The organism is Hymenobacter algoricola (assembly GCF_039539525.1).
Classification (GTDB): domain Bacteria; phylum Bacteroidota; class Bacteroidia; order Cytophagales; family Hymenobacteraceae; genus Hymenobacter; species Hymenobacter algoricola.
Genome location: NZ_BAABDH010000016.1, coordinates 136,323 through 149,601, shown reverse-complemented (window position 1 = coordinate 149,601; position 13,279 = coordinate 136,323). Strand labels below are relative to the sequence as shown.

Annotated in this window: 11 protein-coding genes; 6 read left to right on the top strand and 5 right to left on the bottom strand. The window is 62.3% G+C overall.

All coding sequences use genetic code 11. From position 1 onward, the window contains the following. The first annotated feature begins 85 nt into the window (after positions 1-85). Together rlmD and ABD842_RS04775 are read left to right on the top strand one after the other, a co-directional pair. Positions 86-1,495: a 23S rRNA (uracil(1939)-C(5))-methyltransferase RlmD gene (gene rlmD / locus ABD842_RS04780; RefSeq protein ID WP_425553152.1), complete on the top strand. Its 1,410-nt coding sequence runs from the start codon at positions 86-88 to the stop codon at positions 1,493-1,495. A 400-nt stretch (positions 1,496-1,895) separates the two neighbouring features. Then, positions 1,896-2,270: a hypothetical protein gene (locus tag ABD842_RS04775; protein ID WP_345110796.1), complete on the top strand. Its 375-nt coding sequence runs from the start codon at positions 1,896-1,898 to the stop codon at positions 2,268-2,270. 119 nt (positions 2,271-2,389) lie between these two features. On the opposite strand, the gene thiL is transcribed toward ABD842_RS04775, so the two are convergent. Both thiL and ABD842_RS04765 read right to left on the bottom strand, forming a co-directional pair. Next, complete coding sequence (gene thiL / locus ABD842_RS04770; RefSeq protein WP_345110793.1) at positions 2,390-3,418, bottom strand: thiamine-phosphate kinase; 1,029 nt, start codon at positions 3,416-3,418, stop codon at positions 2,390-2,392. A gap of 136 nt (positions 3,419-3,554) precedes the next feature. After that, positions 3,555-4,637: a T9SS type A sorting domain-containing protein gene (locus ABD842_RS04765; RefSeq protein WP_345110790.1), complete on the bottom strand. Its 1,083-nt coding sequence runs from the start codon at positions 4,635-4,637 to the stop codon at positions 3,555-3,557. Between the two features lie 288 nt (positions 4,638-4,925). Here ABD842_RS04765 and ABD842_RS04760 point away from each other — a divergent pair, with 288 nt between their 5' ends. Together ABD842_RS04760 and ABD842_RS04755 are read left to right on the top strand one after the other, a co-directional pair. After that, positions 4,926-5,516 carry a hypothetical protein gene (locus ABD842_RS04760; RefSeq protein ID WP_345110787.1) on the top strand — a complete coding sequence of 197 codons (591 nt, stop codon included), beginning with the start codon at positions 4,926-4,928 and terminating at the stop codon, positions 5,514-5,516. A gap of 102 nt (positions 5,517-5,618) precedes the next feature. Beyond that, positions 5,619-6,107: a hypothetical protein gene (locus tag ABD842_RS04755; RefSeq protein ID WP_345110784.1), complete on the top strand. Its 489-nt coding sequence runs from the start codon at positions 5,619-5,621 to the stop codon at positions 6,105-6,107. Positions 6,108-6,286: 179 nt separating this feature from the next. Here ABD842_RS04755 and ABD842_RS04750 read toward each other — a convergent pair whose 3' ends face one another. Beyond that, positions 6,287-8,032 carry a M3 family oligoendopeptidase gene (locus tag ABD842_RS04750; protein ID WP_425553151.1) on the bottom strand — a complete coding sequence of 582 codons (1,746 nt, stop codon included), beginning with the start codon at positions 8,030-8,032 and terminating at the stop codon, positions 6,287-6,289. 196 nt (positions 8,033-8,228) lie between these two features. Further along, the gene (locus ABD842_RS04745) at positions 8,229-9,335 is read right to left on the bottom strand and encodes a 2Fe-2S iron-sulfur cluster-binding protein (RefSeq protein ID WP_345110781.1); all 1,107 of its coding nucleotides are present in this window, start codon (positions 9,333-9,335) and stop codon (positions 8,229-8,231) included. Between the two features lie 230 nt (positions 9,336-9,565). Between ABD842_RS04745 and ABD842_RS04740 the strand changes: the two genes are divergently transcribed. Next, the gene (locus ABD842_RS04740) at positions 9,566-10,255 is read left to right on the top strand and encodes a peptidoglycan DD-metalloendopeptidase family protein (protein WP_345110778.1); all 690 of its coding nucleotides are present in this window, start codon (positions 9,566-9,568) and stop codon (positions 10,253-10,255) included. A 428-nt stretch (positions 10,256-10,683) separates the two neighbouring features. Here ABD842_RS04740 and ABD842_RS04735 read toward each other — a convergent pair whose 3' ends face one another. Then, positions 10,684-11,898 (bottom strand): ABC transporter permease, encoded by a 1,215-nt coding sequence (locus tag ABD842_RS04735; RefSeq protein WP_345110775.1) that lies wholly within the window; start codon positions 11,896-11,898, stop codon positions 10,684-10,686. A gap of 51 nt (positions 11,899-11,949) precedes the next feature. Between ABD842_RS04735 and ABD842_RS04730 the strand changes: the two genes are divergently transcribed. Then, positions 11,950-13,197, top strand: coding sequence for an exo-beta-N-acetylmuramidase NamZ family protein (locus ABD842_RS04730; RefSeq protein WP_345110772.1), 1,248 nt, complete (start codon positions 11,950-11,952; stop codon positions 13,195-13,197). The last annotated feature ends 82 nt before the right edge of the window (positions 13,198-13,279 follow it).

Genomic DNA, 13,279 nt, shown 5'->3' with positions numbered 1-13,279 from the left:
GTCACTATGACTTGCCGCAGGGGCAGCGGCGACAAAATCGGCGGCAGCCGCAAAATCGGCACGAATCCGTGGTTACCTTTGCCTTGTGAGGAAATCCGTTAAAAACATTCCCGCGGAGCTGCTCCGCGAAGTCGAAATTACCGACATGGTGGCCGAGGGCAAGTGCCTGGTGCGCCGCGACAACCTGGTTATCTTCGTCACGGGCGTGGCCCCCGGCGACGTGGTGGATCTGCGCGTAACCAAGGCCAAGAAGAGCTTCCTGGAAGCCGTACCCGCTAAGTTTCACAAGTTCTCCGACCTGCGGGTGGAGCCCTTCTGCCAGCACTTCGGCACCTGCGGGGGCTGCAAGTGGCAGCACCTGGGCTACGACACCCAGCTTAAGTTCAAGCAGCAGCAGGTGCAGGACAACCTGCTGCGCATCGGCAAGGTGGCCCTGCCCGCCATTGAGCCCATCCAGCACTCGCCCACCCGCACCTACTACCGCAACAAGCTCGAATACACGTTCAGCCACAACAGCTGGCTGACCAACGAGCAGATCCAGGCCGGCGAGCAGATCGAGCGGCGGGTGCTGGGCTTCCACACCCCGAACCGGTTCGACAAGATCATCGACGTGCAGCACTGCTGGCTGCAGCCCGAGCCGAGCAACGAAATCCGGCTGGCCGTGCGCAACTACGCCCTGGAGCACGAGCTGCCCTTCAACAACCTCGTCACCCAGGAAGGCTTCCTGCGCAACCTGATCATCCGCACGGCCAACACCGGCGACCTGATGGTGATTCTGCAGTGCTACTACGCCCACGACGCGCTGCTGCCGCTGCTGGATTTCCTGGCCGCCAAGTTCCCGAACATCACCTCCCTGAACTACGTGCTCAACGACAAGGGCAACGAAACCTTCCACGACCTGGAGGTGGTGTGCTATAAGGGCGAGCCCTACATCCACGAGGAAATGGAAGGCCTGCGCTTCCGCGTGGGCCCCAAGTCGTTCTACCAGACCAACTCCGAGGGCGCCTACAACCTGTACAAGCTGACCCGCGAGTTTGCCGGCCTCACCGGCACCGAGCTGGTGTACGACCTGTATACGGGCGCCGGCACCATTGCCAACTTCGTGGCCCGGCAGGCCCGGCACGTGGTGGGCGTGGAGTACGTGGAGTCGGCGGTGAAGGACGCCTACCTGAACTCGGAAATCAACAACGTCACCAACACCGAGTTCTACGCCGGCGACATGAAGGACGTGCTCAACGCCGAGTTCATCGCCCGGCACGGCCGCCCCGACGTCATCATCACCGACCCGCCCCGGGCCGGCATGCACCCCGACGTGGTAGCCCGCCTGCTCGAAATGCGCGCCCCCCGCATCGTGTACGTCAGCTGCAACCCCGCCACCCAGGCCCGGGACCTGGAAATGCTTGACGAGGTGTATAAAGTGACGCGCGTGCGGCCGGTGGACATGTTCCCGCATACGCACCACGTAGAGAACGTGGTGCTGCTGGAGCTGAGGTAATTCGGAAATCGGCTGTCATGCTGAGCTTGTCGAAGCATCTCGCGTGCTGACGTCTGATTACCGACCCAACACCAGCACGCGAGATGCTTCGACAAGCTCAGCATGACGTTCTTTTTTCTATTCCATATGCGTTATCTATTCATCTTCTTTCTCCTTTTTGCTTCTTGTAGCAAAGTCATTACTGGGACAAGCAGCTATTGTAAAGACTTGAATTGCAAAGGCAGGTACACTTTTGTAAATGATGCTGGAGAAAAGCTGTCGACTGGCAGATACAAGTATGGCATCAAACAAGGCCGCTGGAAGTACTATGATTCCGAAGGCAATGTGCGCACCCTAAAAAGGTACTCGAAGCGCGACACCGTGAACATCTACACAATTGACCGGGACTACCGGTAACACAATGGACTACGCCAACGACCCCGAGCTGAACGGCAAATACCTCGGCACCATCACCAAGGACTTCGCCGCCGTGTCCGACACCATCATGGAAGCCTCGTCGCAGGTGCGGAAGATGGACATCTCCCAGCACCCGATTTTCGTGTTTGCCCGCCAGGAAGTGCCGCTGGGCAGCCTGCTGGTAAATGCCGACGACGCGGGCCTGGAGTGGCACATCTTCGCCTCCTTCCTGGAACTGTTCGTGCAGCAGGGCATCATCGGGGCCGAGGGCATCGAAGCCTTCCAGCAGACCTACAAGGACCCCAACGAGTTCTGCTGCCTGTTTGTGCTCGATGAGGAGTTCACCAACTTCGTCTTCGTCCCCTACCCGGAAGACTGACTCTGGTTTTTGGTTGTTCGTTTTTAGTTTTCAGCTAAAAAGCCCGTCCTGAGATGCAGAACGGGCTTTTTAGCGTTGATTTGCACGAGGCCAAAAATCAAGAACGAACAACCAAAAACTTAAAAGTGCTGCCAGCCTTGCGCCTGCAACGGCACGGCCTGCCCGGCTTTGGTCACCAGGTTCACCCCGTCGCTCTTCTCGGTAATGTGGCCGATGACGGTGATGTCGGGGTGGTTCTTGATCTTGTCGTGGTCGGTGAGCGGAATGGTGAACAGCAGCTCGTAGTCCTCCCCGCCGTTGAGCATGCACATAATGGGGTCGAGGTTGAACTCGTTGGCCACTTCCAGCATGGGGTTGGCGGCGGGCAGGTTTTCGGAGAACACCCGAGCCCCGGTGCCCGACTGCTGGCAAATGTGCAGCACCTCGGAAGCCAGCCCGTCGGAAATGTCAATCATGCTGGTGGGCACCACGCCCAGGTCGCGCAGCTCGTGAATCACGTCCATGCGAGCCTCGGGGCGCAGCTGCCGCTGCAGTACGTAGGGGTACTTTTCCAGCTCGGGCTGCATGTCGGGGTCGGCGGTCCAGGCGGCTTTTTCCCGCTCCAGCACCTGCAGGCCCAGAAAAGCGCCGCCCAGGTCGCCGGTTACGCAGAGCAGGTCGTTGGCTTTGGCTCCACTGCGGCGCACGGCCTGCCCCTGCGGCACCTGGCCCAGCACCGTGATGCTGATGGTCAGGCCGCCGCGGCTGGCGGTGGTGTCGCCGCCCACCAGGTCGACATGGTAATTCTCGCAGGCCACGCGCATGCCCTCGTACAGCTCCTCAATGGCTTCGACCGAGTAGCGGCTGCCGATGGCCAGGCCCACCACAATCTGGGTCGGCACGCCGTTCATGGCAGCAATGTCGGACACGTTCACGGCCACGGCCTTGTAGCCCACGTGCTTGAGGGGGCAGAAGGTGAGGTCGAAATGGACGCCTTCGATGAGCAGGTCGGTGCTGATGACCATATCCTGGCCGGGGGTAGGCGCCAGGATGGCCGCGTCGTCGCCGATGCCGAGGATGGTGCTGGGCTGGCGCAGCGTAATAGTCTGCTGAATCCGGCGGATCAGCCCGAACTCGCCAATATTTTCCAAAGGGGTGATGTCACTCATGGGGCAAAAGTACGAGGAACTGGGCACAGGCCGAAACCCGCGGGCAACGCCGCCTGCCCCGGCTGGTCTACTGGACTACAACAAAAACGCCCGGCCAAATGACCGGGCGGTTCTGGAATTTGCGGCGTGGGGCCGCTTACTTGACCAGCAGCTCCTTGTAGATTTTGGTCTGGCCGTCGGCGCTCAGGCACTGCACGAAGTACAGGCCGGGCTTCAGACCCGAAATATCCAGGGTGATTTTCTCCTGCGCCAGGCCGCGGGGCTGGGCCGATATTTTCTGCCCCAGGCTGTTGAGCACGATGATGCTGCCCACTTTCACGTCCTTCAGCTCCACCGTAGCCGTGCCGCTGGCCGGGTTTGGATAGATGCTGATGCCGCCGTTGAATTTCTCCAGAACCTTCAGGGGCAGGTAGGCGCCAAAAGGGCCGGCATAGTCGTTGTGCTCCCCCAGGCGGGCGTAGCTTTGGTTGCCGACTTCCGTGTTGCCGGTAGTGCCCGGAGGGAAAGCGTAGCTGTATACCGTCCACTCCGTGGAGGGGTTGAAGTTGGTTGGGTTGTTGATGCGGGCACCCGACGAAATGGCCGGGCGGCGCATGATCGACTGGTTGGCCGAGGAGACAAACACGGCGGGCGTGCCATCCACGGGGTTGGTACCGCTCCACTGGCCGGTGCCGGTGCCGCTGGCCGGCACGGGCTGGAAGCCGATGCTGCCGAAGATGTCAATCAGCACGGGCGTGCCGACGCCGGCCGTGCCGCTCGTCCAGCGCACCAGCGCAATGGCGTCGTCGCCGTTGAAGTAGGCCATACCCCCCACGGTCAGCACGTTGGGTCCGGGCGTCTGGTACATGGCGCTCAGCTGGTCGGCTTTGGTGGTGATGGCGGTGATGGTAGCCTGGCTGTTGGCCAAAACGAAAGCGGCCGTCGAGTTGAGCACGTTGGGGCCGGAGGTACGCTGCAGCTTCTCCTCTTCCGATGGCGTTGCGCTGCCGTTGGAGTACCGACGCACCGAGTAGGCGTTCAGGTTGACGGCGGCCACGGTGGGGTTGAAGATTTCGATGGCCCGCTCATTGCCGCTGGAGTTCGAAACGCCCCCGTTGTAGCTTACGCCCGACATGTGCGAGCCTTCATTGTACTCTGAGAGAAACAGCTCAGTGCCCTGGCCATAGGAAACCGCGGCAGACAGCATCAGAGCCGACACCAGGAAGTAGCTTTTTTTCATTTTCTTGAAAAATGGTGAGAAAGAGTAAACCGGCCTCAAAGATACGGGTTTTGAAACTTTGCTGGTGTTATGCAACCAGAAATAAACTGTTACCAAATTACCTTAAAGCCGCTGACTATCAAGAATGAAGCAGGCCCGCAAAGATCTGGCTGGCCGGCTGCGGCCGGCTTGCCCACGGGCGGGCCAACGGCTATCTTCGCCCCCGGGTTGGCCCCGACCGGCCCGCTGCATTTGTCGCTCCGTTTTATGTCAGCTGAATATTCTGACGCTTTTTGACGTTACCCACCCATGAAAAAGCTTGTTCCCCTGGCCCTGCTGCTCCTGCTGCTGGCGGGCCTCGACTCCTGCAACCGTACTCCCAAACCTATCGACCCCGTCTCGCCGGCGGCGGCCCGCGTGCAGCTCGACGTATTGCGCGACTCCGTGAATGCCCGCTGGACGCAGATGATAGCCAGCGACGACGCCAAGGTAAAAGCCACTTCCCGGGTGCTGCAGGAGCTGGAGCAGCAGCCCGGCACCGACCGCACCCTGCTGCAGCGGGTGGCCCTGGCGAATGAAAGGCTGCCGCGCCGCCGCTACGATCAGCAAACCATGGTCAACTCCGCCGCCATCGATGCTTACGACGTCGCCCAGGACTCGGTGCTGCACCTGGTATATGGCTTTGCCCAGCCCGCCGCCGGCTCGCCCAGCGCCCCCGTGCAGCAGCTCACCAACGACATCCAGGCTGCCGACAGCGAAGTGGTGGGCTACCGCCTGCGCTACGACCGGGCCGTCAAGCAGTTCAACAGCTATCTGAAGCTGCACCAGGTCGAGCTGGCTTCGCTCGGCGGCAAATACGGCAAGCTCCAGCCGCTGCCCTTGTTTGAGCTGCAGAATTAATATAAAAAAGCTTGTGGATTCCGGACTGAGCGGGCATCATACATGCAGCGTCGCAATGGCGTAATCGGCCTTACCCGGCCGTGAACCCGACTAGCTGCGGCCATGAAACACCTGCTTATTCTGCTTCTAACCCTGTTGGCGCCCAGTGCCAGCCAAGCTCAGTCCGTGGGGGAAATCGTACATGGCAACGCGTATGAGGGTGTAATCTTCCCGGCGGCCGTCAAACTTCAGCCCCAGGACAGCGTGCGCCGCTGGACCCCGACTGCCGCTGACATCGCGCAATTGGAGCGGGCGCTTATTGTGTTCATGAGCAAACAACCCAGGAAGTCCCGGGTAAACGAAGTTATGTTCGGCCTCTCCATCCACCGGCAGCTGAGCGGCTATACGAGGCAGTACGCCGGCTACCTGTCGCCCAAAGGGGAAAAGATTATCTACGTCAACTGCTTCTGGGACCCCGACAATGACCCGTTTTTAAAGCATTGGCCCAACAGCTTAATTCAGGTCTTTGATGGTGGCAATGCGTTCTGGCACATCCACTATAATACGGCCAAGCGCAGGTTTGTCGGCCTTTCCATCAACGGCGTTGCCTGACGCTGAACCCCGAAGCCTTTTCGCTGAATTTCAACCCAACCCCCAAAATAACCCGGGCCCGTGCAACCATCCCGGCCGCGATGGGCTCATCAGGGCATCACCTTTTGGTTGAGTTGGTTGTAAAAAAGCCCCCCGGATTTTTCCGGGGGGCTTTTTGCGTTTTGGGGCGAAAGTCTGGGCTAAAGCTTGGCCATTTCCTCGCGCACGAAGTCGGCCAGGGTGCGCAGGTACCCGGTGCTGAAATCGAAGCGGATGCCGGCGGCGGCGTAGATGTCGCCGATAGGCGCGGTGTAGCCCAGGGCCAGGGCGCGCTTGTAGGCGGCCAGCCCCGCGGTGGGGTCCAGGCGGAAGTTGCGCCATACGGCAATGGCGCCCAGCTGGGCCATGGCGTACTCGATGTAGTAGAAGGGCACTTCGTAGAGGTGCAGCTGCTTCTGCCACAGGTAGGGCTTGAACTGCTCCAGCCCCTTCCAGCTCACGGTGCGCTGATTGAACTCGTCGAACACCTCCGTCCAGCGGGCGTGGCGCTGGGCCGCGGTGTGCTCGGGGTTTTCGTAGATCCAGTGCTGAAACTTGTCGATGGTGGCCACCCAGGGGAAGGTTTCGAGCACGCTTTCGAGGTGGGTTTTCTTGGCCCGGCGCAGCTCGTCGGCATCGGGAAAGAACAGGTCCCACTGGTCCATCGAAATCAGCTCCATGCTCATCGACGCCAGCTCCGCCACCTCGGACGGCGGGTGCTTGTCGGCCGCCAGCGGCAGGGTGCGGGTCAGGAACGAGTGGACGGCGTGGCCACCCTCGTGCAGCATCGTAATCACGTCGCGCAGGGAGGAAGTGGCGTTCATGAAAATGAACGGCACGCCGGTTTCGTCCAGCGGGTAGTTGTAGCCGCCGGGCGCCTTGCCCTTGCGCGACTCCAGATCGAGGTGGCCCATGGTGCGCATAGTGCGCAGGCAGTCCCCCAGGTAGGGGTCGAGGCGCTGAAATACGGTCACGGTCTTTTCCAGCAGCTCCTCACCGGTGCCGAAGGGACGCAGCGGAGCTTTGCCGCTCACGTCCACGTCGAGGTCCCAGGGCCGCAGCGCGGGCAGGTTCAGGTCTTGGCGCCGCTCCAGGTCGAGGTCGTCGATCAGGGGCACCACGGTTTCGCGGATGGCGCGGTGGAAGGCGAAGCAGTCCTGGGCCGTGTAGTCGAAGCGGCCCAGGGCGGCAAACATGTAGTCGCGGAAGTTGGGGAAGCCGGCATTCAAAGCCATCTGGTGGCGCAGCGCCACCAGCTCGGTAAAGAGCTGGTCCAGGGGCTTGCTGTCCTGCAGGCGGCGGGCCTGAATAGCGCGGTAAGCTTCCTCGCGCACGGCCTGGTCGGGGTGCTTGAGGCGGTCGGCGGCCCGGGGCAGGGTCATTTCCTCGCCGTCGAGCGTCACCGTCATGGCCCCGACGGTGGCGGCGTACTGCTGCTGCTTGGTGCTGATTTCGGTTTTGAGCGGAATATTATCGGCCCGGTAGATTTCCAGCGCCTGCCGTACCGAGCGGGTGAAGATGCGGTAGCGCTGCGGGTCGAGGCCGGCCAGAAACCTGGACCCGATCATCTTCTCGTTCAGGGCGTGGTCGTAGGGCGCCACGCTGGGCTCAATCTCGCTCACGAAGTACTGAAACGCCTTGGCCCGCCCCTGGTCCTGGGTGTCGCAGGTCATGCGGATGTAGCGCCAGGCCAGGTCTTCGCTCAGCGCGCTTTCCAGCTCCGAGCGGTCCAGCAGCCAGCGCTCCAGCGTGGCCGGCGAGTCGATGGGCCGGTCGCGCAGCTCCACAAAATACGCTTCCAGCGCCGCCCAGTCGGTCACCACAAACTCTTCGGGCAGATAGTGACGCGCCGGGCGCTGGGTGTCGGTAGCCGTAGCGGCCAGGATTTCGGGGGCAGAATTCATCATGATAGAGCAGGATAGACCGCAGCAGCAGGAAGGGCAGGCGGCAGGCGGCGGAGGGTAAAGTACCCGCTAAACAGCAAAATGTTTCGGGTTGCTTGCGGCCGCGGCAACTCCACTTTACGCGCCCCGGCCGGCCGGCGTTGAGGCCGGCCGAAAAAAGATTTCCCGCTCCCTGGCCGGCGAAGCGCCGCGGCCGCGGCTAGTCGATTTCGATGACCACGTCGCTGGTGAGCGGGTGGCCCACGCAGACCAGCACGTAGCCCTGCTTCATCTCCGAGTCGGACAGGCCTTCGCGCTCATCGAGGTGGACTTTGCCCGACAGGCACTTGCCGCGGCAGGCCGTGCACAGGCCGGCCTGACAGCTGTAGGGCAGGTCGATGTCCAGATCCAGGGCAGCTTCCAGGATGGTCTGCCTGGGGCTCACGGGCACTTTGTACTCGGCGCCCTCGTACTGGATGGTGACGATGTGGCCGTCGATTTTGCCGTCGTTGTCGGTGGCCAGCACGTCGCCGTGGCCGTTGGGCTGGGCGGCGGCGGCTTCAATGGTTTCGGCGGCGGACACGAAGCTTTCCCGGCGGATGCGGGCGGCGGGCACGCCCAGCAAATCGAGGGCGGCGCGGGCTTCGGCCATCATGCCCTCGGGGCCGCAGAGGAAATACTCGGCCTGCTCGGCCGGAAACTGGTGGCGCTGCTCCAGGATGCGCAGCAGCATGGTGCGGTTCAGGCGGCCGGTGTGGGAGCTGGCGGCCGGGTGGGCGGGCTGGCTGTAGACGTGCTCGACCTGCAGGCGGCCGGCCGACTGGCTTTGCAGCTGCTGGAGCTGGGTGCGGAAAATCACCGATTCCTCGGTGCGGTTGCCGTACACCAGCAGCACGTGACTCAGCGGCTCCTCGCGCAGCACGGCCTTGAGGATGGACATGAGCGGGGTGATGCCGCTGCCGGCCCCTACCAGCACGATGGAGCGGGCCGACTTGGGGCTGGGCTTCAGGGTAAAGTTGCCCAACGGGGCCATGGCCTCAATCTGCTGCCCCACCCGCACCGTGTCGAGCAGGAAGTTGCTGACCAGGCCGCCGGTCACGCGCTTCACCGTGACGGACAGCCGCGGCGCTTCGTGGGGCGTGCTGCTGAGAGAATAGGCCCGGCGCTCATTTTTGCCACCGGGGCCGCAGGGCAGAATCAGCGTCAGAAACTGGCCGGGGTCGCAGGCAATGGCCTGGCGGTCGGCGCGCTCAAAGTGAATCGTGGCGGCATCGGCAGTTTCGTGGGTGATTTCCACCACGTTAAGCGTAAGGTAAGGGCTACTCATCGACGGGTAAACTTCGGGGGTTGGTACGGGTAAGCAGAAACAGCCGCGACTTGTTCGGCAACGGGCCTGCAAAGTACGGTAAAAGGGGCGTTTCGGTGGAAGATGAGAGCTTAGATGTGAGAACTTAGAACTTAGATTTGCCCACTAAAACTCTGCTGCATTGGTAAGAATGCCCCCTTGCATCCGTTGCCTTCTACGTTCTAATCTCCAAAACCTCAGCTCTCCGCTCTATGTCCCTGACTACGCTCCTGCAAAAGCACCGTGCCGACTTCGGCCCCGTGCTGCCCGTCGACTTGAATGCCCCCGACGTGTGCCGCCTCGACTTCTCGGCCCAGAACCCGACCCTGGCCGACGCCGACCTGCGCGACACGGCCGCCTTTGAAGCCCTGGTAGCCGCGCTGCTGACCGAGCAGAACGCCCTGATCGGGGTGGGTGGCTACCTCGAAAACCGCGTTATCTACCGCCGCAGCCCCGGCCTGTTCGGCGACCCGGCCGTGCCCGCCCGCTCCCTGCACCTGGGCGTGGACGTGTGGCTGCGGGCCGGTACGCCGGTGCTGGCGCCCCTGCCCGCCGTGGTGCACAGCGTGCAGGACAACGCCCATTTCGGCGACTACGGCCCCACCGTCATTCTGCAGCACGAGCTGGCCGGTACCACCTTCTACACCCTTTACGGCCACCTCAGCCGCGCCGAAACCGCCCTGCTCCGTCCCGGTCTGACTCTGGCCGCCGGCGACCAGGTATCCGAAGTCGGCCCCGCCCCCGAAAACGGCGACTGGCCACCCCACCTGCACTTCCAGATCATGGCCGACCTGGAGGGCCGCTCGGGCGACTTCCCCGGCGTGGCCCTGCCCGAGGAGCGGGAAAAATGGGCCGCCCTCTGCCCCGACCCCAACCTGATTCTGCAAAGCAAATGGCTGTAGCAGCCCGACCAACGCTGTTCCCGGCGTGACCGAAAAGGCTGCCGGCCCGACTAACGCTGTTCCCGGCATGACCGAAAAGGCTGCCGGCCCGACCAAAGCAGTTGTCGGCACCCCCAAAGCTCGGGCCGGCGCGACCGAAGAGGTTTCCGGCCCGACCGAAGAGGTTTCCGGCCCGACCGAAGAAGGTACCGGAGCTACTTTCGACTCTTACGTCGGGCCCGGTGCAGCTTCGGGCTAGCCTTCCACTGTTTGAGGCGACCCAGCTACAGCTTCGGACGCCCCGGCTGGTAGGCGGTATAAGCAACGCCCCGTATCGGTGGACCGGTACGGGGCGTTGGGCGTTGATGAGGGTTGATCCGCTAAAGCCGGTAGCTCCTTCGCAGACTCAGAACGACAGCCGGCCAAAAGAGTAGCGCGACCCGGGTAGCTTAGTCGAACTTGATGGCCGTGACGGGGCGGATGCGCGAAATCAGGTAGGTCGGAATCAGCACGGCCAGCAGCGACGTCAGGAAAGTGGCAATGTTGAGGATGACAATCATTTTCAGGTCCCAGAAAATCGGCACCCGGTCCATGTAGTAGTTCTCGGGGTCGAGGGGAATGGGGTGAAAATAGTACTGGATGGCGCACAGCCCGATGCCGGCCAGGTTGCCGAACAGCATACCGCGCATGGTCAGGCTCAGCCCGCGGAAGAAAAACATGCTCCGGATCTGGTTGTCGGTGGCCCCGATGGCCTTGAGCACCCCAATCATGTTGGTGCGCTCCAGAATCATGATGAAGATGGTGGCCACCATGTTGAAGGTTGCCACGAAGATGATCAGGATCAGGAAGATGACCACGTTGCGGTTGAGCAGCTGCAGCCAGTCGAACAGCTGGGCGTACTGGTCGGTTATCTTGTCCAGCTTCAGGTCGTAGCGCAGGTTTTCGTAGATGTGGTCGGAAGAAGGATCCAGGCGGTTGAAATCCTTGAGAATCACTTCCACCCCGCCCACGAGCGAGTCGGGCCAGTTGTTGAGCTCCTGCACCTGGCGCAGGTCGCCGATAACGTAGGCTTCGTCGAACTCGTCGAGGCCGGTCTGGTAGATGCCGCTGACCACGAATTTGCGCACCCGCGGCGGGTTCTGAATAAAGTAGAATAGCGCGTCGTCGCCGACTTTGAGGCGCAGCTTGTCGGCAATCTTGCGGCTGAGCAGGATGTCGTTGCTGGCGGCCGAGTCGGGAAAAGACAGAAACTTGCCCGCCACCAGGTTCTGGCGCATGGTGGAGAGGCCGTTTTTCTCGTCGATGCCCTTCAAAGCCACGCCCATCACCTCCTCACGGGTTTTGATGATGGCCGTTTTGCGGGCAAACGCCTGAATGTTCTGCACCTGCTGAAAGCGGCGCAGGTCCCTGGCCAGGCGCGGGCCGCCGATGGGCTCCACCTCCAGGGAGTTGTTGGTGTCGTACTTGCTGATGGTGAAGTGGGAGCCGAACGAGAAGATCTTACTTTGAATCTCGTTGCGGAAGCCTTCCAGAATGGCAAATGACACAATCATGACCGCCACGCCCAGTGCAATACTGATAATGGCTATTTTTGTCACCGACGAGGTAAAAGAACCGGAGTCGGCCCCGTCAATCTTGTTGGATATGTACCGCGAGATATTCACTGCCGTAAAGCTACACCTCTGCGGTCAGTTTTCTACTTCCCATTTCTGCTGATGACATCTTCCCTGTTTTGTGGTGTGCTGAGCCTGACGCTGGCTTTTAGCGACTGTTCCCGTCCGGCCCCCGGGGCCGCCGCGGCGTCTGGACCGTCAAACGGCGCCCCGGCCCCGACGGTTGCCGCAGCCCAAACCACGCCCGCGCCCGCCCTGCGCATGGGTGCCGACCAGGCCGACCGCTACCTGCCGCTGCTGCGGGGCAAGCGCGTGGGCGTGGTGGTTAATCAGACTTCCCTGGTGGGCCGCACCCACCTCGTTGATACGCTGCTGGCCCAGGGCGTGCAGGTGAAAATGATTTTTGCGCCCGAGCACGGCTTCCGCGGGGAGGCCGCCGACGGGGCTACCATCAAGGACGGCCGCGACGCCCGCAGCGGCCTGCCGGTGCGCTCCTTGTACGGGGCCACCAAAAAGCCCACGGCCGAAATGCTGCGCGACCTGGACGTGCTGGTGTTCGATATTCAGGACGTGGGGGCGCGGTTCTACACCTTTATCAGCACCATGCACTACGTAATGGAAGCCGCTGCCGAGCAAAGCAAGGCGGTGGTGGTGCTGGACCGCCCCAACCCCAACGGCTGGTACGTGGACGGCCCCGTGCTGGAGCCGGCCCACAAGTCGTTTGTGGGCCTGGACCCGCTGCCCATCGTGCACGGCCTGACCGTGGGCGAACTGGCCCGGATGATCAACGGCGAGCAGTGGCTGGCCGGCGGCCGGCAGTGCCCGCTGACGGTGGTGCTGGTGCTGGGCTACACCCACGCCACGCGCTACGTGCTGCCCGTGCGCCCTTCGCCCAACCTGCCCAACGCCCACTCGGTGGCGCTGTATCCGACGGTGTGCCTGTTTGAGGGCACCGACGTGAGCGTGGGCCGCGGCACCGATTCCCCGTTTGAGGTCGTCGGCAGCCCCGCGCAGCCCCGCAGCCGGCCCCACAGCTTCACGCCCCGGCCCAACGCCGGCTCGCCGACCCCGCCCCAGAACGGCAAGCTCTGCTACGGCCTCGACCTGCACCAGACCAACCTGGACGGCGCCACCGGCTTCACGGTGCGCTACCTGCTCGATTTCTACCAGCAGAGCACCGACAAGGAGCATTTCTTCGGCAAGTACTTCGAGCAGCTCAGCGGCACCGCCTCCCTGCGCCAGCAGATTGTAGCGGGCAAAACCGAAGCCGAAATCCGTAAGTCGTGGGAGCCGGGGCTGAGCCAGTTCAAGACCATGCGGCAGAAATACTTGTTGTATCCGGAGAAGTAACGCGAAGTTCCACTTCGCGAATCGTTCGCGCCAGGCCACCATTAACCGTTCAACGCCCCGCGAAGCAGAGCTTCGCGTTACT